This is a genomic window from Desulfovibrio sp. UIB00, assembly GCF_022508225.1.
In the GTDB taxonomy this organism is placed as follows: domain Bacteria; phylum Desulfobacterota; class Desulfovibrionia; order Desulfovibrionales; family Desulfovibrionaceae; genus Desulfovibrio.
In genome coordinates, this window is the sequence record NZ_JAETXJ010000001.1 from 238,132 (window position 1) to 262,559 (window position 24,428).

The 24,428-nt window shown below is 53.3% G+C and carries 26 protein-coding genes, 1 tRNA gene and 1 riboswitch; of the genes, 15 read left to right on the plus strand and 12 right to left on the minus strand.

The features are described 5' to 3' along the window. Positions 1-173 precede the first annotated feature (173 nt). Complete coding sequence (locus JMF94_RS01030) at positions 174-1,886, minus strand: 30S ribosomal protein S1 (RefSeq protein ID WP_022659135.1); 1,713 nt, start codon at positions 1,884-1,886, stop codon at positions 174-176. Positions 1,887-2,096: 210 nt separating this feature from the next. Continuing rightward, positions 2,097-2,317, plus strand: a riboswitch (cobalamin riboswitch). A gap of 31 nt (positions 2,318-2,348) precedes the next feature. On the opposite strand from JMF94_RS01030, the gene JMF94_RS01035 reads away from it, so the two are divergent. After that, positions 2,349-3,287 carry a sirohydrochlorin cobaltochelatase gene (locus tag JMF94_RS01035; RefSeq protein WP_240823365.1) on the plus strand — a complete coding sequence of 313 codons (939 nt, stop codon included), beginning with the start codon at positions 2,349-2,351 and terminating at the stop codon, positions 3,285-3,287. A gap of 176 nt (positions 3,288-3,463) precedes the next feature. On the opposite strand, the gene JMF94_RS01040 is transcribed toward JMF94_RS01035, so the two are convergent. The 5 genes from JMF94_RS01040 to JMF94_RS01060 all read right to left on the minus strand — a co-directional run bounded on the left by JMF94_RS01040 (position 3,464) and on the right by JMF94_RS01060 (position 7,701). Then, positions 3,464-4,039: a hypothetical protein gene (locus JMF94_RS01040; protein ID WP_240823366.1), complete on the minus strand. Its 576-nt coding sequence runs from the start codon at positions 4,037-4,039 to the stop codon at positions 3,464-3,466. Between the two features lie 216 nt (positions 4,040-4,255). Beyond that, complete coding sequence (locus tag JMF94_RS01045; RefSeq protein ID WP_240823367.1) at positions 4,256-4,621, minus strand: hypothetical protein; 366 nt, start codon at positions 4,619-4,621, stop codon at positions 4,256-4,258. Between the two features lie 57 nt (positions 4,622-4,678). Then, on the minus strand, positions 4,679-5,959 hold the full coding sequence (locus tag JMF94_RS01050) for a phenylacetate--CoA ligase (protein WP_240823368.1): 1,281 nt from the start codon (positions 5,957-5,959) through the stop codon (positions 4,679-4,681). Between the two features lie 101 nt (positions 5,960-6,060). Then, a complete protein-coding gene (locus JMF94_RS01055) occupies positions 6,061-7,110 on the minus strand; it encodes an asparaginase (protein WP_240823369.1) in 1,050 nt (349 codons plus the stop codon). A gap of 24 nt (positions 7,111-7,134) precedes the next feature. After that, positions 7,135-7,701 carry a GNAT family N-acetyltransferase gene (locus tag JMF94_RS01060; RefSeq protein ID WP_240823370.1) on the minus strand — a complete coding sequence of 189 codons (567 nt, stop codon included), beginning with the start codon at positions 7,699-7,701 and terminating at the stop codon, positions 7,135-7,137. Positions 7,702-7,825: 124 nt separating this feature from the next. On the opposite strand from JMF94_RS01060, the gene JMF94_RS01065 reads away from it, so the two are divergent. Continuing rightward, the gene (locus JMF94_RS01065; RefSeq protein ID WP_240823371.1) at positions 7,826-9,016 is read left to right on the plus strand and encodes an MFS transporter; all 1,191 of its coding nucleotides are present in this window, start codon (positions 7,826-7,828) and stop codon (positions 9,014-9,016) included. Continuing rightward, positions 9,013-9,522: a methylated-DNA--[protein]-cysteine S-methyltransferase gene (locus JMF94_RS01070; protein WP_240823372.1), complete on the plus strand. Its 510-nt coding sequence runs from the start codon at positions 9,013-9,015 to the stop codon at positions 9,520-9,522. The genes JMF94_RS01065 and JMF94_RS01070 overlap by 4 nt, the downstream gene beginning before the upstream one ends. A 670-nt stretch (positions 9,523-10,192) precedes the next feature. On the opposite strand, the gene sfsA is transcribed toward JMF94_RS01070, so the two are convergent. Beyond that, on the minus strand, positions 10,193-11,071 hold the full coding sequence (sfsA, locus tag JMF94_RS01075; RefSeq protein ID WP_240823373.1) for a DNA/RNA nuclease SfsA: 879 nt from the start codon (positions 11,069-11,071) through the stop codon (positions 10,193-10,195). An 89-nt stretch (positions 11,072-11,160) separates the two neighbouring features. On the opposite strand from sfsA, the gene JMF94_RS01080 reads away from it, so the two are divergent. The 4 genes from JMF94_RS01080 to JMF94_RS01095 all read left to right on the plus strand — a co-directional run bounded on the left by JMF94_RS01080 (position 11,161) and on the right by JMF94_RS01095 (position 14,266). Next, positions 11,161-12,351 (plus strand): pyridoxal phosphate-dependent aminotransferase, encoded by a 1,191-nt coding sequence (locus JMF94_RS01080; protein ID WP_240823374.1) that lies wholly within the window; start codon positions 11,161-11,163, stop codon positions 12,349-12,351. A 103-nt stretch (positions 12,352-12,454) separates the two neighbouring features. Beyond that, positions 12,455-12,530 (plus strand) — tRNA-Ala (locus JMF94_RS01085). A gap of 288 nt (positions 12,531-12,818) precedes the next feature. Further along, positions 12,819-13,682, plus strand: coding sequence for a DUF4747 family protein (locus JMF94_RS01090; RefSeq protein ID WP_240823375.1), 864 nt, complete (start codon positions 12,819-12,821; stop codon positions 13,680-13,682). Further along, complete coding sequence (locus tag JMF94_RS01095; RefSeq protein WP_240823376.1) at positions 13,652-14,266, plus strand: hypothetical protein; 615 nt, start codon at positions 13,652-13,654, stop codon at positions 14,264-14,266. The genes JMF94_RS01090 and JMF94_RS01095 overlap by 31 nt, the downstream gene beginning before the upstream one ends. A 235-nt stretch (positions 14,267-14,501) precedes the next feature. Here JMF94_RS01095 and JMF94_RS01100 read toward each other — a convergent pair whose 3' ends face one another. The 3 genes from JMF94_RS01100 to JMF94_RS01110 form a co-directional block, all read right to left on the minus strand. Then, a complete protein-coding gene (locus JMF94_RS01100; protein WP_240823377.1) occupies positions 14,502-14,693 on the minus strand; it encodes a hypothetical protein in 192 nt (63 codons plus the stop codon). Between the two features lie 64 nt (positions 14,694-14,757). Next, complete coding sequence (locus JMF94_RS01105; protein WP_240823378.1) at positions 14,758-15,261, minus strand: hypothetical protein; 504 nt, start codon at positions 15,259-15,261, stop codon at positions 14,758-14,760. A 311-nt stretch (positions 15,262-15,572) separates the two neighbouring features. Then, positions 15,573-16,253 (minus strand): hypothetical protein, encoded by a 681-nt coding sequence (locus JMF94_RS01110; protein WP_240823379.1) that lies wholly within the window; start codon positions 16,251-16,253, stop codon positions 15,573-15,575. Positions 16,254-16,527: 274 nt separating this feature from the next. Between JMF94_RS01110 and JMF94_RS01115 the strand changes: the two genes are divergently transcribed. The 7 genes from JMF94_RS01115 to JMF94_RS01145 all read left to right on the plus strand — a co-directional run bounded on the left by JMF94_RS01115 (position 16,528) and on the right by JMF94_RS01145 (position 21,495). After that, positions 16,528-16,761, plus strand: a complete 234-nt coding sequence (locus JMF94_RS01115; RefSeq protein ID WP_240823380.1) for a hypothetical protein — start codon at positions 16,528-16,530, stop codon at positions 16,759-16,761. Positions 16,762-17,662: 901 nt separating this feature from the next. Further along, positions 17,663-18,142, plus strand: a complete 480-nt coding sequence (locus tag JMF94_RS01120) for a hypothetical protein (RefSeq protein ID WP_240823381.1) — start codon at positions 17,663-17,665, stop codon at positions 18,140-18,142. Positions 18,143-18,147: 5 nt separating this feature from the next. Next, the gene (locus JMF94_RS01125) at positions 18,148-18,525 is read left to right on the plus strand and encodes a hypothetical protein (RefSeq protein WP_240823382.1); all 378 of its coding nucleotides are present in this window, start codon (positions 18,148-18,150) and stop codon (positions 18,523-18,525) included. Positions 18,526-18,535: 10 nt separating this feature from the next. Then, the gene (locus JMF94_RS01130) at positions 18,536-18,949 is read left to right on the plus strand and encodes a hypothetical protein (RefSeq protein WP_240823383.1); all 414 of its coding nucleotides are present in this window, start codon (positions 18,536-18,538) and stop codon (positions 18,947-18,949) included. Between the two features lie 383 nt (positions 18,950-19,332). Then, a complete protein-coding gene (locus JMF94_RS01135) occupies positions 19,333-19,569 on the plus strand; it encodes a hypothetical protein (protein ID WP_240823384.1) in 237 nt (78 codons plus the stop codon). Beyond that, positions 19,541-20,578, plus strand: a complete 1,038-nt coding sequence (locus JMF94_RS01140; protein ID WP_240823385.1) for a hypothetical protein — start codon at positions 19,541-19,543, stop codon at positions 20,576-20,578. The genes JMF94_RS01135 and JMF94_RS01140 overlap by 29 nt, the downstream gene beginning before the upstream one ends. A gap of 269 nt (positions 20,579-20,847) precedes the next feature. Beyond that, positions 20,848-21,495 (plus strand): L,D-transpeptidase family protein, encoded by a 648-nt coding sequence (locus JMF94_RS01145; RefSeq protein ID WP_240823386.1) that lies wholly within the window; start codon positions 20,848-20,850, stop codon positions 21,493-21,495. A gap of 136 nt (positions 21,496-21,631) precedes the next feature. On the opposite strand, the gene JMF94_RS01150 is transcribed toward JMF94_RS01145, so the two are convergent. Further along, positions 21,632-21,949, minus strand: a complete 318-nt coding sequence (locus JMF94_RS01150) for a multidrug efflux SMR transporter (RefSeq protein WP_240823387.1) — start codon at positions 21,947-21,949, stop codon at positions 21,632-21,634. A 126-nt stretch (positions 21,950-22,075) separates the two neighbouring features. Then, entirely contained in the window at positions 22,076-23,245 is a 1,170-nt protein-coding gene (locus JMF94_RS01155) for an HD-GYP domain-containing protein (RefSeq protein ID WP_240823388.1), read from the minus strand. Positions 23,246-23,614: 369 nt separating this feature from the next. Between JMF94_RS01155 and JMF94_RS01160 the strand changes: the two genes are divergently transcribed. After that, positions 23,615-24,199 carry a DUF4823 domain-containing protein gene (locus tag JMF94_RS01160; RefSeq protein WP_240823389.1) on the plus strand — a complete coding sequence of 195 codons (585 nt, stop codon included), beginning with the start codon at positions 23,615-23,617 and terminating at the stop codon, positions 24,197-24,199. Positions 24,200-24,428: the final 229 nt, after the last annotated feature.

The following is a 24,428-nucleotide window of genomic DNA, read 5'->3' on the forward strand; positions in this document are numbered from 1 at the left end:
CCTGTATGGGATCGTTCTGTCCGTGGGCAAGAAGTCAGCCCTGCCTCGATGCCACGGGTGCATCGCCGGCACATTACCAACTCAAACACCCCCCGCTGTTTTATTGCTGGCGGGCAACAAGAAAGGGCGCTCCCTTGCGGGAACGCCCTTTTGTATTTTGAAGCAGAAACAGACTAGCTGTTTTCGCTTTCTTCAAACTTCTGCTTGAGCAGGTCGCCCAGGCTCTGACCGGCTTCTTGCGGGCCGGAATGGAATTCCTTGGGCTTGCGGCGTTCTTCTTCGTCCTTGATCTGCTTGATGGACAGGCCCAGACGGCGCTCTTCAGCGCTGACATGGATGACCTTGGCCTGGATTTCCTGGCCTTCCTTGTAGATCTCGGCGGGGGTCTTCACTTTCTTGCTGGAAAGCTCAGACACGTGCACCAGGCCTTCAATACCTTCTTCCACTTCAACAAAGAGGCCGAAGTCGGTGATGTTGGTCACGATACCCTTGATGGTGCAGCCCACGGGGTAGGTGTTGGGCACATGGCCCCACGGATCGTCCACCAGCTGCTTCACGCCGAGGGTGAACTTTTCGTTTTCCTGATCCACGGTCAGCACCTTGGCCTGCACGGTGTCGCCCACCTTGTACAGTTCGTTGGGATGACGCACTTTCTTGGTCCAGGAAATGTCGGAAACGTGGATAAGACCATCGATGCCGTCTTCAATGCCAATGAACATACCGAATTCGGTGATGTTCTTGATGACGCCTTCAAGGACGGTGCCTTCGGGGTACTTTTCAGCAACCAGTTCCCAAGGATTGGGGCGAACCTGCTTCATGCCGAGGCTGATGCGCTTCTTGTCGCCGTCCACGCCCAGGATGACCACTTCGACTTCGTCGCCGGTGTGAACCATCTGGGAAGGATGACGCAGCTTGCGGGTCCAGGACATTTCGGAAATGTGCACCAGGCCTTCAACGCCGGGTTCCAGTTCCACAAATGCACCGTAGTCCACCAGGTTGGTGACCTTGCCGCTGCACTTGGCCCCTTCAGGGAAGCGGGCGGAGATGTCCTGCCACGGATCGGGCACGAGCTGCTTGAGGCCGAGGGAAACCTTGTTGTTGTCGCGATCGAAGGAAAGCACCTTCAGGGTCAGTTCCTGACCGATGGTGATCATTTCCTTGGGATGGCGAATGCGCTTCCAGCTCATGTCGGTGATGTGCAGCAGGCCGTCGAGGCCGCCGAGGTCAACAAACACGCCGTATTCGGTGATGTTCTTGGCCTTGCCGGTAACGATCTGGTTTTCTTCAAGGGTGCGCAGCAGATCCTGGCGTTTGGAATCGCGCTCCTCTTCAAGCAGCACGCGGCGAGAAACGATAACGTTGCTGCGGCGGCGGTTGATCTTGAGCACGCGGAATTCGAATTCCTGGTTGACCAGGGCATCCATATCCGGCACGGGGCGCAGATCCACATGTGAACCGGGCAAAAACGCTTCCACACCGCCGATGTCCACGGTGTAGCCACCCTTGATGCGGCGGACAATGTGGCCCTTGATGACCCGGTTGTTTTCCTGCACGTCTTCGAGCTGGTCGAACACCTGCATGCGCTTGGCTTTCTCGAAAGAAAGAGTGATGGTGCCGTCGTTTTCGTTCTTGCGAACAACGTAAACGTCAACACGATCGCCCACTTTGACGGAAATGTTGCCGGCGGGGTCGCGGAATTCTGCCGCAGGAATCTGCCCTTCGGACTTAAAGTTCACGTCAACAAGCACATTGTCATCATCCACGCGGACGATTTCGCCCTTCGTGATAGAGCCTTCCTCAAGATCGCCGAAATCGGGATTGAGGTAGTTTTCAAGGGCGCTTTCGAAATTGATTTCGTTGTCGTGCCCGGTTTCCAAACCTGCCATATGTCCAGCCTCCAAACATAATTTCCCCATAACAGGGAGGTGCCTTATTATCAGGATTTCAGTAAAAGAACAAGAAAAAATACGCGCCAAATCGGCTTTAGCCGCCGAAAAATCGGGATTCCGCGCCGCTCCGGATGGCCCAGGCGCGGCAGCCCGCGCGGGGCATACCCTGCAAGGGCCTGTCTGGCGGGGCTTGCAGGGTATGCCCACTTGACTTTTATTGTCGCATGAATTGTTTTGAAAGGGTCGGCGGGGAATTCCGTTAAAATCGGAAACAGTCGCGCTGCGGTAAGAGGGAACGAAGCTTCATCGTTCCGCCACATGGCGGGGCGCTACAGCCAGTCGCGCGAGCGGCGAAGGCGAAGTCTAGGCAAGGGGCGCAAGGCCCACGCCCTCAAGTCCGAATATCCTCCGGCATTTTATCCAACTTCAACCCGTCAACGCGCCATTGAGGAGGTTGCCATGCTGCGTGCTACGCCGCATTCCATTTTGCATTATTTCACCCGTACCCTTTTGCCCATTCTTTTGCTGTGCGCCGTTATGGGCGCGCCTGCGCTTGCTCCTGCCGCTGAATCCGGCGCAGAGAGCCCCAAAGCGGGCGTGCTGCTGGTGGCCTTTGGCACCAGTGTTCCCGAAGCCCTGGTTTCCATGAAGGCCGTGGATGCGGAGTTCAAGGCCGCTTTTCCCGGTCAGCCGGTGGTGTGGGCCTATACCTCGCAGATTATCCGCAAAAAAATAGCCGCCGAGGGGCATCCCGTGGGCGGCATCAGCGATGGCCTCGCCCAGCTTGCCAAGGACGGCGTCAAGGTCGTGCGCGTACAGTCGCTGCACGTCATGGCGGGCGAGGAGTTCAGCGCGCTTGAACGGGCCGTGCTTATCGATCTGCAAAAAAATCCGGGCCGCTTTGACTCCGTGTTTCTTGGCCGCCCCATGCTGGAATCGAAAAAAGACGCGCAGGAACTCATTCAGGCCATCAGGGAAGACGTCAAATCCCTGCGCGGCAAGGATGCAGCCCTGGTGCTCATGGGCCACGGCCAGAGCCATGGCCGCGCGGATCTGACCTTTGAAGGTACGCGCGCCGTGTTCCACGATGCGGACAAACGCGTGTTTATGGCGACAGTAGAGGGTGCGCGCAGCGTGGACGATCTGCTGGTGGAACTCAAGGCAGCCAAGGTCAAGAAGGTGGTTATCGAACCGCTCATGCTGGTGGCTGGCGATCATGCGCACAACGACATGGCCGGGGATGAAGACGATTCCTGGGCCTCGAAACTCAAAGCAGCCGGCTTCAAGGTGGAGACCAACCTCAAGGGTTTGGGCCAGATTGCCGGTGCGCGCGCCATACTGGTGCGCCATGCCCGCGAAGCTGCCGATGACCTGACCAAGGAACCCAAGAAGCAGTAGCAGGGCTTGCCTGCGCCGCATATTTGTTGCGGGAGCCGCATAAGCCGGGACAGCGCGTCTGGTTTGTGCGGCTTCTGTTTTTGGGTGCGGGAAATTGGGGAATGCGGGCGATGCGGTGTTTCGCGGAGGTTTTTCAGACTAGTTGTAAGGCTCAGTGCGCTTGAGAATGTTGCGACTTAAGCCTGCCGTGCCACCAGCCAGGCCAGCATGCCGCCCTGCGCCGCAATGGCGGCCGCAAGGGCCAGCCAGCAGCCCCAAAGGGGCAAGGCCTTGGGCGCAATGCCCGCAGCCAGCGCCAGCATGCCCTGAAATGCCCTTTTGAGAGGCCACAACAACGCCAGCCCCGCCCACACCGATGCGCTCAGGGTAAAAACCTGCAACTCCTTGATTTCCCACAGCCCCACCAGCGAGGCATACAGGTCAACATTGCCGGAATTATAGGCATTGCCGATGAGTTCCAGCCTGTCCAGAGCCGGGCCGTCAGTGCAAATTGCGCCAAGAATGAAAAAAATGGCCACAACACCAAGAAACAGCAGCAGAAAAAGACCAAAGGTGCGCATTTGCCAGCGGGAATGCGCCACGCCAGCAAAATCGCCGATGCGCCGCGCAAGAAAATGCAGGGGAATTGCCAGAAGCGGCACTGGCACAATGAGCAGGCCCAGACCGGGCCTCACCAGCGCAAACGATCCCCCTGCAAGCATGAGGTAGCCTGCAAGCGAGAAAATGGATGCGGGTAAGGCGGCAAGGGGCATACGCGCTCCAGTGTCGGCGGTTCTGGCGCGTAAAACATGGGCGCGCTCGCATAAAATCCTATGCCAAAAAGGGGCAAAGGTCTATGCGGCAAAGGGAGTTGTGATAATTTGCCGGGGTGGAGCGCACATGCGGCAATGCAAGCGTCCGCCGTCGGGCGAAGGGCTGGCGCTCTGCCCCACCCACTCTGGGCGGCGACTTTTGCCTGATGTTTTGGCCTAGCGTTCGGGCGTGGTGAGAAAGGCGGGCATGCTGGCCGCAGCCGCACGGCAGGATGCGTCATCAGGGGCAAAGCAGCACAGGATGGCGCACCAGGACCCGCCATCACGCTGTTGCGCCACGCAGCGGTCTAGCTGTCTGTCGGGGCAACTGGCGGCTGGGGCAAGGTCGGGCAGGGCAGCGCGGCAGGCAGCTTCAAGCCGCAGACATTCGGCTTGTGCCTGATTCGGCCCTGTTGTCTGATTTTTTGCTGTGTTGACGTGTCGGGCGCACCATGCGGGGCTATCCACATCGGCGATTTCGCGCGCGGAGGCAGCGAGTGGCAACAGGCAAAAGGCCAGCAGGCATACGGCGACAAAGCTCATAATAAAGGCGCAGGGCAAAAACCCCGCGCCAGTACAATCAATATTTTTCGGCACGGCCTAGCGCTTGTCCACCACGCGCTTGGATTTGCTGAAGGTACGCGGCAGGCTGGCGTAGTCCGCCACGCTCACGGAAACACGGGCCATGATGGCCTTGTGCAGACGGGTTTCAAGCTCATGGGCCAGGGCGGCATCGTTGCCTGCGGTCTGCCCCTGCCCGCGTTCCACGGTGAGGGCCAGATGATCAAGGGAGCGATCATCGCGGGTGAGTTCCACCTGATATTCACCGCCAAGCTCCGCAAACTGACCGATGACTTCCATGAGCTGACCGGGGTAGATGTTCACGCCACGGTAAATGATCATGTCGTCCGAGCGTCCGAGGATGCGGTCATGTCGCGGCATGGCAAGGCCGCAGGAGCATTGGCCCGGCAGCAGGCGCGAAAGGTCGTGGGTGCGGTAGCGCAGCAAGGGCACGGCCTCCTTGCACAGGCTGGTAACGACCATTTCGCCCACTTCGCCCTCGGCAACGGGCTGCATGGTGGCGGGGTCAAGCACTTCGATGATGAAGAGGTCGGCCCAGTAGTGCAGGCCTTCGTGGGCATCGCAGTCGATGGCGGTGCCGGGGCCGTACATTTCGGTCATGCCGCCGATATCGTAACAGCCCTCAAGGCCGAGCTTGCTTTCAATGGCGAGGCGCATTTTTTCGCTGCGGGTTTCTGAACCGCAGACCATGCGCTTGAGCTTGATCTTGCCGCGCAGGTCGGCCCGTTCCACTTCTTCCGCCAGCAGCAGGGCCATGGATGCCGTGGCTGTAAAGCCGGTGGCGCCCAGGTCCTGCAAAAGCTGCAGGTGCATTTCAAGGTTGCCCGGCCCCACAGGCACGGTGAGCATGCCAAGCCTTTCGCTGCCCGCCTGAAAGCCAGCGCCAGCCGTCCACAGGCCATAGCCCACGGCAAGCTGCATGCGGTCTTCGGGGGTAAAGCCCGCCAGCTCAAAGCAGCGGGCAATCTGGAGGCTGAACGTATCAATATCGCGCTGGGTGTAGGCCAGAATTTTGCGTTTGCCCGTGGTGCCGCTGGAGGCATGTATGCGCGCCACATCACGCGGCGGCACGCAGAGAAGCGGCAGGGGATAGCCCTCGCGCAGGTCTTCCACATCGCAGGTGGGCAGGCGGCGCAGGTCGTCAAGACTTGTGATGTCGTCCGGCTTCAGGCCGCAGGCTTCCAGCTTTGCCCTGTACTGGAGCGAATTCCAGGCCTGACGCACGGTGTAACGCAGACCTTCAAGCTGTTTCTGGCGGATATCCTCATCGGTGAGCTGGGGAATAAAGCGATACGACATGAAGCTCTCCTGATTCCATTGGGGTCATGGGCTTGAAAAAGAAAATAAACCACACACTGCGGTTTTTTTGCGCCGCAGGCAAGCCCAAAGGGCCCTGTTGCCTACAGTTTGGCCCCAAGGGCGAACACTTCGCGCACCGAAAGCATGCGCTGCGCCGGTTCTGCCTCCTTTTGCTGCTCCAGCGCCAGCATGAGCAGCACGCGGGCCTTGGCGGGCGAAAGCATGCCGCCGGGCACAAAGCCCTCGTATTCATCAAGGGGCGTGACCGGGCCGGAACCGGTGCGGCTGCACCGGATAACAGGGATGCCCCCTGCAATGGCCTGCCGCAGCTCGTGGCGCACGGCATCGGGCATGGAACCGTTGCCCATGCCAGCCAGCACTATGCCCGCGCTGCGTTCCACGGAATAGCGCACAAGATCAACAGGCATGCCCGCGCAACCGTAGACCACATCCACACGTGGCAGATTTTTGCGGCCCGCAAGCTCGGCAAAGGTTCCTGCCAGAGCGGGATTTTCCTCCCCGCCGTAGTAAAACTGAGGTTCGCCGTTGATAACCCGGCCCAGACAGCCTGATTCCAGCGCACGGAAGGCCTCCACATCAAGCGTGGCGACCTTCACCGCCGTGCGGGCCGAGAGCACCCGGCTGTTCATGACCAGCAGCGCGCCGCGCGCCTGCGCCTGCGGGCAGGCCGCCACAGCCACGGCATCGCGTATGTTGATGGGGCCGTCTGCGCTCAGCGAGGTGGCGGGGCGCATGGAGCCGGTCAGCACAACGGGCTTGGGGCTGGCAAGGGTGAGGTGCAGATAGAAGGCCGATTCTTCCAGCGTGTCTGTACCGTGGGTCAGCACCACGCCGCAGATTTCTGGGTCGCCCAGCGCCTTGGCGCACTGCTCGCCCAGCATGGCCCAATGCTCGGGGGTGATGTTCTCGCTGGGCAGGTTGCCGCACTGCACGCTGGTGATGCGGGCCACGCCCTCAATGCCGGGCAGGGTTTCGAGCATGCTGTCAACGGTGAGCACCCCCGCCTGATAACTGATCTGCTCAAGCGGCGTGGGGGCAACGCCCGCAATGGTGCCGCCCGTGGCAATAAGGGCCACCTTGGGCAGGGAGGTTGCGCTGGAACTGGCCGATGCTGAAGAATGATTGCTCATGGTGGCTCCTGCGGCGCGCTTTGCCTAGGGACGGCAGGTTGCAGCCGCGTTGTCGTGAACAGTGCTCGCCGCAGTCCAGAGCATATCCGTCTGCGGCTCGTTGGTATGCGGGCAGATGCTGCGCCCTGTGGGGATAAACCCCCTGCTGGCGTAAAATGCCAGGGCGCGGCTGTTGTTATCGTATACGGTGCAGCGGAGGCTGGCGTTCTTCTGGTCTGGGAGTTCAGCCAGCACCTGTTCCTGCACCAGTTCCAGCAGTTGCCGCCCAAGGCCCTTGCCCCACCAGCGGGGCAGCACGAACAATCCCGCCAGATACGTGCAGTTGCCGTCCGGCAGGGTTGCGGCAAATGCGGCGTGCTCTCCATCGGCTGTCAGCAATAAGACCTGCGATGAAGGCAGATAGCTTTCCGCCATAGCCGCCCGCTGCCCGCGCCAGAACGCGGCAGGCACAAAGTCATGCCCTGCCAGAGAGGCCGCCAGCCAGATGTCGGCACAGATCGAGTAATCCTTGGTAGATGCGGCCCTGACTGTTGTTACAGCCGGGCGAGGTGCGGCATGCCCTGCGTGGGCGGGAAAAGTTGTCGTTTTCATGGCCTCCCTCTGCTTAAGCGAGCAAGTGCAGCGCGTCAACAGCCGGGAACGCAGTGCAGTCCTCGCGCTTGTGAAGCCGTGCGCGTTGCTTGGATTTGGAACAACATTGGTGTAGCGTGCCGCAATGGACAAAAAGAAAATACTCCTTGTGTCGTTAGGGCATTTGTCGTGCGATATTAACGGCGGGGCATTGCCCGCAATACTGCCTTTTTTGCGGTCGGCTTTTGATTTGAGCTATCAGGCCACGGGCGGGCTGATGTTTGCCTACTCCTGCCTGTCGTCCATGATCCAGCCGCTGTTCGGCCTGCTTTCAGACAGGTTTTCCAAGCCCTGGTTCATCCCTGTGGGCGTGCTGCTGGCGGGCTGCGGCCTCGCGGCCATTGGCTGGATGTCCGGCTACTGGGGAATTTTTGCGGCTATCGGCCTGAGCGGCATTGGCGCGGCCCTGTTCCATCCGGAAGGGGCGCGTTTTGCCAATGCGGTGTCGGGGCAGAACAAGGGCACGGGCATGAGCCTGTTTTCCATTGGCGGCAATGGGGGCTTTGTGCTGGGGCCGCTGCTGGCTACCGCCTGCCTTGGGGCCTTTGGCCTGACCGGGACGACAGTTTTTGCCGTGCTGGCTGTGATAACGGCGAGCATCTTGGTGTGGTCCATCGCCCGCATGGGCGCTACCAAGAAGGTGGGCGCGGCGGCAGGCGGCAAGGCCGGGCCAGCCCTTGCGGCGGAGGGAGAAACCCCCGGCGAGAACAACTGGCGCGAATTTTCAAAGCTGACGGTCTCCATTGTGACCCGTTCCATCACCTTTGTGGGCTTTAACACCTTTATTCCGCTCTACTGGGTCAGCGCTTTCGGGCAGTCCACGGCAACGGGCGCTGTGGCCCTGACCTTTTTCAGCGTATGCGGTGTTATCAGCAACTTTTTCGGCGGGATGCTTTCTGACAGATTTGGCTACCGCGCCGTTATTCGCGGGGTATTCGCCCTGTTGCCACCAGTGGTGGCAGTATTCAGCCTGAGCAACAACCTGTACGCGGCCTGGGCTCTGCTGCCCTTGCTGGGTTTTGTGCTGTACGCGCCATTCAGCGCGCAGGTGGTGCTGGGCCAGCAGTATCTTGCCAAGAACATCGGTTTTGCCTCGGGCATAACCCTTGGCCTGGCAACCAGCCTTGGCGGCGTGGTTGCCCCGCTGCTTGGCTGGATTGCAGACAACTACGGCATGCCAGCCACCTTTCAGTCGCTGGCGGCGCTTTCCATTGTGGGCGCGATTTTTGCCTATTCCCTCAAACCCGTAACCGTGAAGAAGGAAAAGAAGGCATGAACAGCAAACAAAAAACGGAACCTCCCCATGCAGCGCATGCACTGACGCGCGAAGTGCCGCTTATCGGTACTGTGCGTATTGTGGAGCGCGGGGGGTGCGTAATTCGGCTCGATCTTGGCCCCACGGCACCCTTTGAGCCATTGAAAAATACCACGGAGCAGGAAACACCCCTGTTGCGTGAGGCCTTTAAGCAGCTTGACGAATATCTGACCGGGAAGCGCCGCGATTTTGATTTGCCCCTTGCCCCCGAGGGCACGGACTTTCAGCGCGGCGTGTGGCGTACCCTGCAAACGATACCCTACGGGCAGACGCGCAGCTACAGGCAGGTAGCCGAAGCCGCCAATTGCCCCAATGGATACCGCGCGGTGGGCCTTGCCAATAATCGCAACCCCATTGCCATATTTATTCCCTGTCATCGTGTTATCGGCGCGGACGGCAGCATGGTTGGCTACGGGGGCGGGTTGCCGATCAAGGAAGCCCTGTTGCATCTGGAGGGTTACATGTAGCCGCAAACTTTTTCAGGTACACGTGTACCTTTTTCTAGGCCGTCCTTCGGGGCGGCTTTTTTGCGTGTGCAGTCATTTTTGTCCGCTGGGCAAATCCACGCCGGGGGCTGCCTCTTTCCACGCGTGTTTCTTCGCTTGTGACCGCGTTTCTTGTGTTGCCTTGTGTGCGTTTGACACTGGCGATACTGTTCATAAATTACGTAATATACTGAAAATACAATATTAATTTGCATGTTGATTTGTGCATAATCTGGCCCTGTTGGCGCAAGGGTGAACCCCTGTTTCGCTATCGGGCAGAATGTCGGCACTGTGCACAAGTGCAAAAAACGGGCGTAGATATTGTTCAAAACTAAAATAACATACTGTAATTTAAATATTTGTTTTGAACATTTCAATGATGATCAGCCGTGGGGTACAAGCTTTTGTTTGGTGAAGTGCCCACTGCTGCACGGCGCGTAAAAAACGGCAGCGGCAGGATGAAGGTTCCCCCTCCATTCTGCCACAGCCGAAAATCAATTCCTTAAATGCGGGCGCTCAAATTGTGCGCAATTAATTTATTATTCTGTTATTATTGAAGTAATTCTTTGAAGAAACTGTTCCTAACCACCAAATCATTGCGCCGGGACATGGAATCTGCCCCAAGCTTCGGGAACTACGGGCACCTCGAATATTATGGGCGCTCCGGTCGCACGGGCAGCATGGGGCCAAGGTCAATGCCCGCAGGGCTGACCAAGGCGCGGAAGGGATACATCTCCACCCCTGCGGAGAGCGCCTCATAAAACAGGGCGGCATAGGCCGGATCAATGAAATCCGCCGGAGCAAAGCATTCCCCGTCCGGACGCTGCACCAGATAGAACATGGCGGCGCGTTCGCCGCAGGCCACAATGTCCATGAGTTCGCGCAGGTGCTTTTGCCCGCGTTCGCTGGCGGCATCGGGGAAGCATGCGGCGTTGTCTTCCACCATCGTGACGTTTTTGCACTCCACCCACAGAGGCGGCAGACCGGGGGCCGTGAGCAGGCCGTCCAGCCTGCTTTGCCCGCGTTTGGCCTCGCGCACAATGGTGGTGTAGCCCTGCGCAAAGGGCAGGCGGCGCGCATGAAAGGCCGCCTCAAGCATGCGGTTGGGGGTGCTGGTGTTCACACCCACCCAGAAGCCGTCGGCAGGGGAGTGTGTGTCTGATTCATGTGCTCCAGACTCGTGGGCGCTCTCAACCAGTGCAGGTACGGCCCTGCGTGCCAGCCACACGCATTCCTGCGTGTATTTGAGCTTGCGTTCAGGATTGCTTGCCGGGGATGCCAGCACCGGCGCGCCCGGCAGGCACAGGCCCAGCATGCTCCCCGAATTGTTGCTGTGCACCCACAGGTCTGCGCCCTGATGCTGCAACAGCACGCTGAAGCGTTTGCGGCGCGCCACAAAGGCGGCCACAATGCAGTGGGCCGGCAAGGGTAGCAGCGGGGCAGCGGTGGAGGGGCCGGGCAGGTCGCCGCATGAGGGCCGGGAGGTATCGGCAGCGGCTGTATGTGCTGCATTTTTGGGTTCAGAGCTCATTTACACCCCGATATGAAGCTGCTAGAAACAGCCAGTTGTGAGTACGCCTGCCGATTGCGGGTGCGTTGCATACGCCAAGGAGCCCCCTTATGCAGATTTCAGACCGTCTGAGCAGTATCAAACCTTCTCTGACACTCAGTGTCAACAGCCGCGCCCTTGAGCTTAAGGCCCAGGGAATTTCAGTAATCAGCCTTGCCGTGGGCGAGCCGGACTTCCCCACGCCCAAACACGTTTGCGAGGCTGCCAAAGCGGCTATTGACGACAATTTTTGCCGCTACACCGCCGTGCCGGGCATTCCCGAACTCCGCAAGGCTGCGGGCGCGTATTTTGAAAGAAACTACGGCGTCCCGGTGCCGATGGAATCCATTGTTATCGGCGCGGGCGGCAAGCACTGCCTCTATAATTTCATGCAGGCCACGCTCAACCCCGGCGACGAGGTGCTTGTGCCTGCCCCGTACTGGCTCAGCTACCCCGATATGGTCATGCTGACTGGCGCAAACCCCGTGCCTGTGCTTGCCGGGCCGGAGCAGGGCTTCAAGGTGACGCCCGCCATGCTCGAGGCGCACACCACGGATAAAACCAAGCTGCTCATTCTGAACTCGCCCAGCAACCCCACTGGCGCGGTCTACAGCGAGGCCGAGTTTACAGCCATTATGGATTGGGCCATTGCGCGCGGGCTGTTTGTGCTTTCTGATGAAATTTACGATCAGCTTGTGTTCGCCCCTGCCAAGATGACCAGCGCCATTGGCTGGTTTGCCAAATATCCCGAGCAGGTGGCCGTGCTCAACGGTCTCTCAAAGAGCTACGCCATGACAGGCTGGCGCGTGGGCTTTTTGGCTGCGCACCCGACCCTGATCAAAAAGATATCGGCCATGCAGGGCCACAGCACTTCGAATATCTGCTCCATCGCGCAGAAGGCGGGCCTTGCGGCCTTGACCGGCAGTATGGAATGCGTGGACAAAATGCGCGAGGCCTTTGTGCGGCGGCGCGATTTTGCCATGAAGATCATTGAGGGCTGGCCCTTTGCCATCTGCCCCAAGCCCGATGGCGCGTTCTACCTCTTTTTGGATGTTTCCAAGTGCTATGGCGGCAGCGTGCACAACTCCACCGACCTTTGCACCCTGCTGCTCGACAAGGCCCACGTGGCCGTGGTGCCGGGCGCGGCCTTTGGCGACGACAAGTGCATCCGCTTTTCGTACGCTGTGGGTGACGACGTGCTCAAGGGCGCGCTGGAAAATATCGGCAAGGTGCTTGCGCAACTGGCTGCGGAGCCGAAATAGGGCTGAAAGACGTGGCAGAATTGCCGCCAAAACCGCCTCTGTAAAAAAAATGCAAAATTGTATTGACAGTTAGGCTAGTTTTGGTCATTCTGCTTTTCGCCGTGGGGCTGTAGCTCAGTTGGGAGAGCGCTTGAATGGCATTCAAGAGGTCAAGAGTTCAATTCTCTTCAGCTCCACCAGATAGGTAATCAAAACCCCCGATCATTGAAAAATGGTCGGGGGTTTTTGCGTTTTGGGAGGTTGGAATGGAAGATAGCAAGCGTGCAATCCCGTAATTGCTATTTCTTTTTCGGTGAATCCAAAAAGTTTTTATACCATTTGCTAATTATTTTTATCTTAAAAGCTATTGCCATACAAAAGAATAACGCGTAAATTTAAACGACGACAAAATTCAGACATCATAAAAATTTAATAATGCTACTGTTTCTGTAGATGCAGCAGCAAAACACTCCTCATTTGGTGGTTATATGGCGCGAAAACAAAGAATTGCTGTATGTGCATTGAATGTTGTAATCCATGACGAGAATAAAAGGGATTACAGCAAATTATTAAAAAATTGTTCAGACAAGCATGATGTTGTTCAGTTTAATAAGACTCATGCTGCCTGCCTTATAGGGGTAAAAGAATCTTTTACCCCTTATGGAAACTATTTATTCGGAACAGTATTTAAATTTGTTAACATTCGACCACCGTATTTTGATATAAACAAGCTGTCGCTTATTTTGGATGAAGACGGAAACCCCAAAAATATTATTGATCCACAGATCAGATCAAATACTTTGGACGTTAATTTCTGCTTATTTGAAGACTCGCACCGCATATTTGTAGATGTGAGGAATATCACTCCAAAGATGGCAAAAGATTTTTTTGAGCGTATTTTTAAACGCGAAGAGATTGTTGCCGAGTTTGGTGAGGTTGATGTGTCGCTGCACTCTACGAAAGAATATATTGAGGAGATATTGCGCATACCATCTTTGCGATCTTTAGAAATTTTTGTCCATCGACCAAATCCAACAAATATGAATAGATTTGATTTTGATGTTGAAGAAAGTCTAAGAGAGCAAAATGCTGAATCTTTACAGCATCGGCTGGCGACTCGAAGTGATAATATCACACCAAATGAACTAACAAAAAATTTTATGAATGCTGCAAGAAATAATGGGCGTGTGATAGGGAGGGGGCGGGACGAAGATGGCAAGACTGTCGAATTCGACACGGATAATTCGCCACTTGTAGATAGTATTTTTACTGAAAAAAACGAACCCTATTTGTTCGCCCTTGCTAGGGCCGCTCAAAAAGTATGGGAGAAGATTACAACACAAGATGGTTAAAAAACATGCGAAAATTATTTCGTCCTTTTTTCAAAAAAATAACTCCCTCCTGCAAAGTGCTGAAGGCAAAAATTGTGGAGGAATACAAGTTTTTATCCAAAGATATCTCTGATTATTTTATATATTTTGGCCCAATCCGCGATATTTTATATACACCATATTTTCATTTGGCAGTTATCACTGCTCTTTTTATTTCACTGTTTAGTCAATGTCCAAACGGTTGGTCTAACATTGCTCTAAGTGTATTGCCTAATATACTTGGATTTTCTGTTGGTGGGTATGCAATAATTATTACATTTGGAGATGATGAATTTAGAAAATTTTTGGCTAAGACGACAACAAAGGATGGAAAGTCAATATTACTTATGATTAACGGTGCATTTATGCACTTTATTATAAGTCAAACATTAGCAATATTTTTAGCATACATAAATCAATCTCTCGAAATAACAAATTTTATGCTTAATTTTTTAATGAGTATACCCTTTCCTTACGCACTATTTTTTTGCATAGCAATAGCTTTTGAGATAAAAACAATTAGCAAATGGTATAAAAACTTTTTGGATTCACCGAAAAAAAAATAGCAATTACGGGATTGCACGCTTGCTATCTTCCATTCCAACCTCCCAAAACGCAAAAACCCCCGACCATTTTTCAATGATCGGGGGTTTTGATTACCTATCTGGTGGAGCTGAAGAGAATTGAACTCTTGACCTCTTGAATGCCATTCAAGCGTCCGTCTGGCGCGTCACGCAGCAGCGCGGAATGGCGTCCTGCTTCCACCTCTCTCTCGCGCGCAATCCAAATTTCCTCTCGTCCCTACCCCTCAAGAAACATGCGGTAAAATTTGCTGTTTCTGATGCTATCAAGCTCAGAGGGCACAAGCACCCTGTTGATACTTACCTGATCGTTTTGCGCAAGCTTAAGGTAGTAGGGCGCGTAGGGGCGGTCTTTTTTCTGTATGACCAGCACCGTGAGCTTGAAGGCGCGTGGTGCTCCTGCTGGCTTCAAGGTCTATTGTGCCGCTAGTGTGCAGCACTAGCGTTTAGGGGCAAATTTTGAGCTGCGTCCTTATCTAGCAGAGCGGCGCAAGGCCGATGGCAGCAAGAAACAGCCAGAATAGTGCAGCTGCGGGGTACAAGGCCGCAGTCATAAACAACATGCATGGGGGAACTTTTGCAAGCAGCCCCGCCCGCCCTTTCAGTCTAAAAATATACAAATGCAGCAACAAATATACAAATGAGGCTACAAATCCCTGCACAGAAAGGGATATCATCGCAGCGGTTCGTCTTGGCAGCCATTCAAGCCCTATGGCATCAGTGAGGTGCTTTGCATCCACAAGCGTACCTGTGGAGCATAAAACAAGCACCGCAACATAGAGCCACGGATTCTTTTCCTGCTTAAACAACGGCAGGCAAACAAGCATTCCAGCCATGCCTGCGGTCATAACCACCGCAGACGTGGTTTCCCGCATGAGCAGCCACCAGCCCAAAAATGCGATGATCAGCGCAACGATTACAGGCCAATGTGCCCACAAGAGGGTTGACCCTTGTACTTGTGTGTCTGCTGGAGCGGGCATGCAATTCTCCAATGCTGTTTTTTGTGTAAGCCGCAAAGCCATACGGTGCGCAAAAAAGAGTGCTTTGCTCCTGTTGCTCAGCAAAAAAGCTGAAGGGTGGCACCGTTGGCCGCCAACTTGCCAGCAATTTATGGAACTCTCATTTATATGGCAATGGAATATTTGTTTACAGATTGCTTGGTCAGGCAAAACGCCCCGACTATCCCGCGATTGTCGGGGGCGTTTTGCTTTATGTTCTGTGTGCTATTTTAGATGTATATGGGATTACTATGCATTACATGTCTGCAAGTGTGGGCAATCTTTCCGGCGCTTCAGGGCAGCACAAGAGGTTTCTCCTTGGTTGCGTATTCCTGGGCTTTTTGAAGAACTTCGGCAAAGTAGTGCTGACAGTTGTGCGTTGCTAAGTTGTACATCCGGTGGTCATAATCTTGTGTATCAATCGCTTTTAACTGAAGTTCTTCCCATTTGCGGTCTGTTTCAATCTTTGCTCTGTCAATGTATTCCTTGCGATACTTGGGGGACTCGACTTGATATTTATTCAAATTCTGCAAGGGTTCAGAAAATACGCCGTCAGACGTCAGGCCAAAATTGCTGCCGTCGTTGCCAAGGAAGTGCATGTGGTCAAAGTGTAGGTCAGCCCCTGGTAATCTCTCGCCATACCATCCTGAAAAAAAACGTGATTCAAGAGGTCTAACCCCCATTTGATAATACGGGATTGTGGCATTGGGATCACTTGAATATGGTTGCAAACCTGTGTGATCGCCGTTGGCATGTTTTTTCACAACGTCAGCAACGCTGGCCGGATACATGCGCTCCTCCAGCGGAGCAGTTTGTGGAACAGGCATTGCGGCCTCAAGCGCTGTCTGTTGCCTGTTGGAAGGCATTGTTGCCGCGTTTGCTGCGTCTTTAAATGTGAATCGCCCGTTGCTCAAACGTGGTTGGTCTGAGACATCATGCCCCATGTTTCTGGTGCTGAAATTGTTCGCTGCCATGTCTCCTCCTTAAAGGGTTTGGAGGAGATATAGCAGAGGCGGGCGTTTTTGTAAGACTGAAACGTTTCAGTAGTTTTTTGTTCTTTTCAGTTTGATAAATAAGGGCATTTATGATGAAAAAAATAAAATTTTCAGTTAGTTATGATTTTGCGCAGAGGTCATGGAATGGCATAAACGCCGAAATTTTTTGCAGACCTCGAAAAAATATTTTTATTTTTTCTGCCAAAATTTGAGCATGCTTGAGCAAAACACATAAACAGCTTTGAGGAATTATATGGCATTCCCAACAAGCCCGGAAATAAAAGCAAAAGTTGCGGGCCTAGTGCGAGAACACTGGCCTAATATTATTATCTTGATTTTTACTTGGTTCGGTGGATTGGTCGATGACGACTATATGGGGCATGTGGTGCAGGCTGTTGGAGCGGCTGGCGTTATTGTGCTGTTGTCACTTTTTAAATTGCAAAAAATATATGGATTTATATCTCAGGCATGTCTTTATGCTTCATAGGTGCTGCCGAAATAATAGACACTCAGCATATCGCTGACATTATGGGCCTTGGATGGTTGTCCTCATGGTCTATCATCTTAATAACAATTGCAGTTCAGGGTTCTATTGCTTCGTTTATCTGCGTACTGCTCCTGTATATATTCTTCTTTAGGTCGCAGATTAGCGCCGCAATGCTGGTCAAGATCCCCATCTGTATGTTATTTCTGCTCGCGGCCCTGGGGCCAACCTTTATGGAGTTTTGGATGATTCTGGCCTTAAGCGTATTCGGGCCAGTATAGTCGCGCATTCTGGCTCAAACTGATTGTAGTTATGCGCTAGTGAATGAGTAGTCCCAAGTAGCGGGGTTTACATGTCATTCCTAACAAGCGCGCAAATAGAACAAAATTTTTTGTTTAGTGCTGTTGTGCTGGCCTGTCATCATTCTAATTATTTATAGTGGCGGGCCGGAAAAGTGGAGTTATGGTCTAGCTGTTCAGGCCGGGGCGATTGCCCCTGTCTTTGGTGTAGACCCCACTCTTTTTTCAAATCGCGTAAGACACAAAACCCCCGACCATCTTTCAATGATCGGGGGGGTTGATTACCTATCTGGTGGAGCTAAAGAAAATTGAACTCTTGACCTCTTGAATGCCATACTAAGGCATCATGACCCAAACCTTACACCGCCAACAAAATCAGACTACTGGCTCTATATTCTCCTTCAAGAGTGATTTTTATACTAGTGCGCCTGCATTAGCACATTATATGCTGATTTTATTGCAATATTTGCGCTGATAATCCAAATTTAATATACCTATTATTTCACTTGGTGAAAAAAATTATCACTACTGCTCGACTCTCCACATCACTTGCAGTATATCTTGCATCCGGTTTTTACTACAGCCTCTTTAAAAGGAATGTAATAATGGGCAGATATAGTGGGCTTTTGGCAGTGTTTTTTCTGCTTCTTACGGGCTGCGGCTCCACGCAGTATCCTGATGAAATCTGGGCTCCCAAAAGTGCGCCCTATAAATTTGGCGGCTCGCCAGAAATGGAAGACATCGCCAAAAGGTGCAACAACGGATACTACAGCGGTTTTAGCCCAGAGAATCTCTTTCCCATAATGAGCCAGCGCTGCGAAAAAATCGAAAACGGCAACAGGATTTGTGCGGCAGAACTCATAGACTCTGAAACGCATGAGTATCTTGGCCAAGAATTCGACTCAAAAACAAATTCGTGGCATTCGGTAACAAAAGAGGACACCAACTACTACCACTACATGATAAATCTCTACATCAATACCAAGGGTCTGGTCTACGACTGCAAGGCCTCGTATGGGCACCATGTGCAAGTCAGCAAAAAGCCCAAGGAAGGAACTCTGGCAGCAAAAATGCCCAAGGAGTAGCCCGAATGCGACATAACTTGATTCTATTCCTCTGTTATGTGCTGCTGGGGGCGTGCGTGATAACTTCGGCTCCCCAATGGCGGCCTGCGGAGCTTGCCTCCATTAAAATCACCAAGGCGCAGGCCGAGCCAATAATCAACGCATGCCGCGATGGAGCCTATTTGGGTAGCGCTTTACAAAACTTTCCCCAATCAGATCAGGCCATTTGCCAGCCGCAGTATACTGGCCAGTTATGCGCCATGGTGCTGGAATTTCCTGAAAAACGTGTGTTTTCGTATGCGGATGGGCGCAGCTATTCCGCCACAGTGCAGGCTCGTGCGTGGTTCAACATTGTGCTGAATGAGCAGGGCAACATAACCGCTTGTCGCACCAAAACGGAATAAAGGAATCAACATGCGTATACAAATCATGCTGGCTGGCATCTTTTGCATGCTCACAGCCTGCGTCAGCTATGCCCCCAAGCCCTCAACGTTGCCGCCCCCACCGCCGCCCATGCCCTTTGTTGCGGTGTGGGCGCCAGAACAGGCCCCGGCCATAAAAACATCGTGGGAAAAGGTGATTACCACCATGAAGGCCTGTAACGGTGGCGCACTTGAAGGCAAAACTATAAAAGATGCCACGCTGGCAGACATGAAGTTTTACAGCAAACCGCTGGAAGGCGGCAAAACCCTGCAGGCAGGCAAGCTCTATTCACTGTATGCAACCGATGTTGAATTTACCACCGCAGTAATGCTTAACCTTACGGTGGGTAAGGACGGCAAAATTCAGGAATGCCTAGCCGAAAAAATTATTTATCAAAGCAAATAAGCAACGGTAACTCGCTTTGAAAGCCCCTCGGTCAACATGCTATGACCGAGGGGCTTTTCTACGTCTGATTGTCAACAGCCCGCTGATACTATTGAACAAGCCGCTCTGAGTTTAGCTTGTATAATTTTTCTCTTGTAAATAATCTATGTGTGCAATTTTTATTGTATTTTTATAACACGCTGATTTTAAAATATATAAATTAAATATGGTGTGTGAAATATGTATGCAATTGCTCAGAATAGAAGTGTAACTTGCTTTGTTTATATAATTTATTATTTCACCTTTACTTTGTATTTTTCATATGATTATTCTTACATTAAGAACAGAAATGTCCATAGATTTATAACTTAAGTGTATTCAGCTAGTTGAAAAAGGAGGAGCCAATGGAAGTTCCGAGCAAAAGCCATGCGGGCTGGCAAGACATTATCACTGGCAAGAAGACCTTCGAACTCAAGTTTCTGGCAGCCAAGATCATGCTCGGTCGACTTGTGCGCGGGGTTCATGACAACCCAACACCGCAGAATATCGCCTCAAGTATAGAGCAGTTGTATAATCTGTTTGTGCAAAACGCCAATTCGCAAACCGTGCAGGATGATATCAAAACAATTTTCGGGAAGTGAGGAACATATGAATCAGTCAATTATGGGAATACATGACGTTCAGAAAAAAATTTCCGAAGGGCGTTCACTTCTCCTTGCAGGCGAAGAAGCTATTATTCAGCAGTTGCCTAAGGGTAACTGGGTTGGCGGCACAATTCCTTATTTTATTACAAAAGAGCATGGAGGGCTTGCCTCCCGTGAACTCATATTTGTTACAGACATTACCGATATTGCCCAAAGCGTCAGCATTGCCCAGTACAATAAAGACACGCTCGCCAATGTGTATGTGGAGGGGCCAAAGCAGGGATTCAGTTTTATTCTGATACCTGCGGCAAGCGAAACGCATCTTTCGTTTGCGGTGAATGCACCCAACTACAAATCATTCGGCATGTCGCCGCTCATCGGCTGGATTGCAGGCGTGCATCTCGACGATCTTGGCAAAAAGACACCAAAGGTTTTTAACGGCAGTACGGGAAGCATGATTGAAGATGGGGCCATAGTGCTTCAGGCAGAGCTCAAGCCCGGCAAGCTGGCAGAGATCGGCATCATCAATCTTTTTGAGCAGGGCGATGGCGACACGCTGACCTTTTCTGCCGACGGGTTCTCAGCCAAGGATGTCATGGTCAATGGCGCTCCCCAAAATTTCGCTGCCTACCTTAAAGAACACAATCTGGATACCAGGCTGCCAATCGTTGCCGACTACTATGGCGCGCTGGTGAACATCAGCTTTCAGTGCATAAACGAGGCGGAAAACATGGTGCACTTTTATGCACCGGTTTTCAGTGGCATCCGTTATAAACATGCAAAGCCGATTGCGGATTACGTGGCGGCCTTTGATGCGCATGTAAGCAAGGTAATGGGTTCGGATACAGACAAGGTTGTGTTCTCGTGCAACTGTATTTTGAACTACCTGTTCTCCAATCTTGAAAACAAGAAAACAGGCGCCTTTGTCGGGCCTGTTACGTTTGGCGAAATAGCCTACCAGCTCTTGAACCAGACTCTTGTGTATCTGGAAATCAAAGACTACTGATGCGCGTAAGGCAGAACAATCTTCTGCCATTACGCGTCTGAAAAAAGCTCCGGCCAGTTCATCACTGGTCGGGGCTTTTATAACGTATGGGGCTCGTTTCTGTTTTACTAGCGTGTCCTGCTGTTGAATATGCCCGCGAATCGCGATAGCAGTATGCGAGCGTGTAGCAGGCATGCCGCGCTGTTGCGTGAAAAAAGGCTTGCATAGCTTTTTGTTGCGCAACGGCGGGGTAATAGGTCAGCAGGCTTGTACAAACATTCAGAGGCACCATGCAAAGATATCTATTTTCGATCTGTCTTCTTCTTTTCGTGCTGGTTTGCGGCAGCAACGGCATAAGCCAGTGCCAGGCCGCCACTACCGAGATTGAAGTTGTCGCCTCCGGCACAACGGGCACGCTGGTGGTGTACTCCACAGCCAACGGCACCCGGCAGGAGCTGCTGCGCACCCCGGCCTATGTGGGCAGAAACGGTTGCAGCGTGGACAAGCGCGAGGGCGATGGCAAAACGCCCGTGGGCGTGTATGAAATCCGGCGCGGTTTTGGGCTGGCTACGCCCCCTGTGGTGAACATTGCCTATACCAAGCTTGCAGGCGACGAAAAGTGGGTGGATGACGTTGCCTCAGCCCGCTACAACCAGTGGGTTACAAAGGATACAACCCCCGTTGACTGGAAGTCTGCCGAAGATCTGTCCAAAGAAACCGTGGCTTACAAGTATGTAGCCGTGGTCGAGTATAATACGGATAAGATCGTCAAGGGGGCAGGTTCGGCAATCTTTCTGCACTGTACGCAGGACAAACCCACATCCGGCTGTATCAGCGTGCCGGAGGAAGCAATGGTCAAGATTCTGGGATTCATACAGCCCGGTACGCGCATTGCCATTGCGCGTTCAGATGCCGAGCTGAAAAACCTGACAAAGTAGCCCGTAGGGGCAAACTTTTGCATGGAGCCTGGCGGATGCGCCGGCTGCAAGGGTATGAACAAAAGGCGGGACAATGGCGCAACATGATTCTGCGCTATTGTCCCGCCAATTTTATCAGAGTTGCCGATGGCAGGAATCAGGCGAATTTAAGGCCGATCACCCCGGCGATAATCAAACCGGCAGAGGCCATGCGCAAGGGCGTTGCCGCATCGCCAAAGGCAACAATGCCCACCACAAAGGTGCCCACAGCGCCAATGCCCGTCCACACCGCATAGGCCGTGCCCATGGGAATTTCCCGTTGGGCCATCAGCAGCATCATGCCGCTGCACAAAATACAGGCAATGGCAAAGGCGAGCCACAACACGCGCAGTCCTTCTTCTGTCCAGCCCAGTTTGAGGCCGATGGGCCAGCCAATTTCAAGAAAGCCCGCCAGTACAAGATAAAGCCACGCCATACAGCCTCCATGATGGTTGATTTTTTAAAGCCGAACGCGACAAACAAAGGCATCTTGTGGTGCTTGTGCAAAAGGTTTTGTCTGCGCATGGCGCAAAAAAAGCGCCTACTGAGGCTCAAGGCGTTGCTAGGCATCGTCCTCGTGCGCGGAATCAAGCAGGGCGGCAATATCCCAGTAGGCTGTTTCGATCTTGGAAAGTGATCTGTTGACTGAAATGCTTTTTTGTCGCCACAGGTCGATGGTGCGGAGCGGCTTGACGCCGTGCTCGCAATCCTTGACCAGCAGTACGCGCGGCAATGAAGGTGCATACGGGTCGGAATGGCACACAATGCCCTTTTGCCCGTTGGAGAGCACCACCGCCGTACCAATGGGGAAGATGCCCACCATCTTGATGAAATGCTCGGCATAGCCGGGTGCCCATGCGTTCTCGCCCATCTTGAACAGGGTGCCCAGGGCGTGCTTGGGGTGGATGGCGTCTTTATACACGCGCTTTGAGGCAAGGGCGTCATACACATCACAAATGGAAATGATGCGCCCGAACATGCCTATTTGGTCGCCGGAAAGGTTGTATGGGTAGCCTGTGCCATCGTGTCGCTCGTGATGCTGCAAGATGCCTTCCAGCACTTCTGCCGAAAATTTGCCTGTGGCCTGCAGCTTGGCATGACCGCACTCAACGTGCGAATGCATGATCTGCATTTCGCCCTCGTTGAGTTTGCGCGGCGCATTGAGAATGTTGGCGGGCAGCAGCGCTTTGCCGTAATCATGAAACAGCGCCGCAATGCCGATCTGCCGCTGTTCCTCGTCATCCATGCCCAGATATTGCGCAAAAGACACGGCAAAAATAGCCACGTTGACGCTGTGGCGGTACATGTAATCGTCCAGACTCTTGAGATTTGCCAGCAGGAGCAGGGCGTTGCGGTTGCGTACAATGCTTTTTTTGATGGCGCTCAGGCATGGCTCCACCGCCGCAACCTCAATATTGCCGCTGGCGGCGCTCTGCATAAATGATTTTACGTGCCCATAGGCAGCGGAAAACGCGCCCCGTGCCGCATAGATTTCTTCTGCAAGAGGCGTCTGGGGCGCTGGTGGCGATTCCAGATTGCGCACAATCTGCGAGCGAATGGGATCATAGCAGGCCTCTGCATAGCCCTGACGGGCAATGTCCCTGATTTCATCCTGCGAGGCGATGAACCCCTCTTGTTGGTAAAGATTGGGTTCTGCCAGCCAGGAGATGCCGGGGTTGACCAAAAACATGCCAGGTTTGAGGCGGTCTATGGAAATACGCACTGATGACATGCCGTTCGTCACTTCACATCTGGAGTTTGACGCAATGGGCGCGCACGGGGGGCGGATCCCAAAAGGGGGCAATACGCGCGCGGCAGCTACCAGTAAAACAAAAATCTTGATCTATGTGCAACAAAATCAATTATCACTATCATTGTCAAGCTGCTCAAAAATAAGTGGATTATCGTGGTCCCGAACCCAACTTTTGCCGTCCCCCACGCACAGGGGTTTCCGTAGCAAAGATGCATAAGGCAGGGGGGCACAAGCCTTGCCTTTTGCAACGGGCAACAATCCATACTAACGCAATTGGTGGTAATATAAAAATTATTATGAAATAATCATATGTCATATTTTTTGTGGATACTGAATGCTGGAGGAAAGATGTTTCAAAAAGTCGTAATGCTGCTTCTGGCCTTGGTTGCGTTGACCGGGTGTGCTGCCCAAGTGCCGCCAGCTAAGCAGCTTCCGCCGCTGGAGAAGAATCAGAGTACGTATATTGCCGTGCCCAAGGATGTTCCTGATTTTGATGACAGACCCGGCGGCGGTATTGTTGATGCAAAGCGCTACCCCGGAACTGGCGAGGAAATTGTGGTTTTGCTCAGGGAAACCATTGCCCCCTATGCCGGAACAGTATCCACAGGCAGCAGATATGAAACCGACGAGGAAGCCATCGAAAGCGGCAAAAAGGCAGGGGCCAGATATGTTCTCATTCCATTCTTTAACATCCAGATGCAGCGTAGAGTGCTGTGGGAACCACGTGTGTATAGGTTCTCGCTCATATTGCGCACATTTGACCTTCAGTCAGACAGCAAAGAGCCTGTCCGCAGTGTAGGGATGCGGATATATCAAAAAAATACAATGCCGCCTGCGCAAACCCCAAAAGATATCGATGCATTGTTTAAAAGCATATTGCCTGGCTATGCAAAGACCGTTTACGAAGCGGGCGAGCGTGCCGTTGAACAGTGAGCAGCGCGTACCGACGCACCAGCGCCTATAACACCCAAAGCCTTCGATTTTTCAATTCGGGGGCTTTTTGTATGTATGCAGGGGGGATGCAGTGCCGATGCAGCCTATGCGCCGGGCATTCTTTTGGACAACATGCCGCACGCATGCATCTACTTCGGGTTTCCAATTTCAGCCAAGAATCAATAGCATCACGCAATCCAGGCCTTGTTGATAAGCATTCCTGTATAAA

What these genes read in the sequence shown, in the direction of transcription:
- JMF94_RS01030 (WP_022659135.1), bottom strand. Translation starts at nt 1,886, where the DNA reads ATGGCAGGTTTGGAAACCGGGCACGACAACGAAATCAATTTCGAAAGC.
- JMF94_RS01035 (WP_240823365.1), top strand. Translation starts at nt 2,349, where the DNA reads ATGCTGCGTGCTACGCCGCATTCCATTTTGCATTATTTCACCCGTACC.
- JMF94_RS01040 (WP_240823366.1), bottom strand. Translation starts at nt 4,039, where the DNA reads ATGCCCCTTGCCGCCTTACCCGCATCCATTTTCTCGCTTGCAGGCTAC.
- JMF94_RS01045 (WP_240823367.1), bottom strand. Translation starts at nt 4,621, where the DNA reads ATGAGCTTTGTCGCCGTATGCCTGCTGGCCTTTTGCCTGTTGCCACTC.
- JMF94_RS01050 (WP_240823368.1), bottom strand. Translation starts at nt 5,959, where the DNA reads ATGTCGTATCGCTTTATTCCCCAGCTCACCGATGAGGATATCCGCCAG.
- JMF94_RS01055 (WP_240823369.1), bottom strand. Translation starts at nt 7,110, where the DNA reads ATGAGCAATCATTCTTCAGCATCGGCCAGTTCCAGCGCAACCTCCCTG.
- JMF94_RS01060 (WP_240823370.1), bottom strand. Translation starts at nt 7,701, where the DNA reads ATGAAAACGACAACTTTTCCCGCCCACGCAGGGCATGCCGCACCTCGC.
- JMF94_RS01065 (WP_240823371.1), top strand. Translation starts at nt 7,826, where the DNA reads ATGGACAAAAAGAAAATACTCCTTGTGTCGTTAGGGCATTTGTCGTGC.
- JMF94_RS01070 (WP_240823372.1), top strand. Translation starts at nt 9,013, where the DNA reads ATGAACAGCAAACAAAAAACGGAACCTCCCCATGCAGCGCATGCACTG.
- sfsA (WP_240823373.1), bottom strand. Translation starts at nt 11,071, where the DNA reads ATGAGCTCTGAACCCAAAAATGCAGCACATACAGCCGCTGCCGATACC.
- JMF94_RS01080 (WP_240823374.1), top strand. Translation starts at nt 11,161, where the DNA reads ATGCAGATTTCAGACCGTCTGAGCAGTATCAAACCTTCTCTGACACTC.
- JMF94_RS01090 (WP_240823375.1), top strand. Translation starts at nt 12,819, where the DNA reads ATGGCGCGAAAACAAAGAATTGCTGTATGTGCATTGAATGTTGTAATC.
- JMF94_RS01095 (WP_240823376.1), top strand. Translation starts at nt 13,652, where the DNA reads ATGGGAGAAGATTACAACACAAGATGGTTAAAAAACATGCGAAAATTA.
- JMF94_RS01105 (WP_240823378.1), bottom strand. Translation starts at nt 15,261, where the DNA reads ATGCCCGCTCCAGCAGACACACAAGTACAAGGGTCAACCCTCTTGTGG.
- JMF94_RS01110 (WP_240823379.1), bottom strand. Translation starts at nt 16,253, where the DNA reads ATGGCAGCGAACAATTTCAGCACCAGAAACATGGGGCATGATGTCTCA.
- JMF94_RS01115 (WP_240823380.1), top strand. Translation starts at nt 16,528, where the DNA reads ATGGCATTCCCAACAAGCCCGGAAATAAAAGCAAAAGTTGCGGGCCTA.
- JMF94_RS01120 (WP_240823381.1), top strand. Translation starts at nt 17,663, where the DNA reads ATGGGCAGATATAGTGGGCTTTTGGCAGTGTTTTTTCTGCTTCTTACG.
- JMF94_RS01125 (WP_240823382.1), top strand. Translation starts at nt 18,148, where the DNA reads ATGCGACATAACTTGATTCTATTCCTCTGTTATGTGCTGCTGGGGGCG.
- JMF94_RS01130 (WP_240823383.1), top strand. Translation starts at nt 18,536, where the DNA reads ATGCGTATACAAATCATGCTGGCTGGCATCTTTTGCATGCTCACAGCC.
- JMF94_RS01135 (WP_240823384.1), top strand. Translation starts at nt 19,333, where the DNA reads ATGGAAGTTCCGAGCAAAAGCCATGCGGGCTGGCAAGACATTATCACT.
- JMF94_RS01140 (WP_240823385.1), top strand. Translation starts at nt 19,541, where the DNA reads ATGATATCAAAACAATTTTCGGGAAGTGAGGAACATATGAATCAGTCA.
- JMF94_RS01145 (WP_240823386.1), top strand. Translation starts at nt 20,848, where the DNA reads ATGCAAAGATATCTATTTTCGATCTGTCTTCTTCTTTTCGTGCTGGTT.
- JMF94_RS01150 (WP_240823387.1), bottom strand. Translation starts at nt 21,949, where the DNA reads ATGGCGTGGCTTTATCTTGTACTGGCGGGCTTTCTTGAAATTGGCTGG.
- JMF94_RS01155 (WP_240823388.1), bottom strand. Translation starts at nt 23,245, where the DNA reads ATGTCATCAGTGCGTATTTCCATAGACCGCCTCAAACCTGGCATGTTT.
- JMF94_RS01160 (WP_240823389.1), top strand. Translation starts at nt 23,615, where the DNA reads ATGTTTCAAAAAGTCGTAATGCTGCTTCTGGCCTTGGTTGCGTTGACC.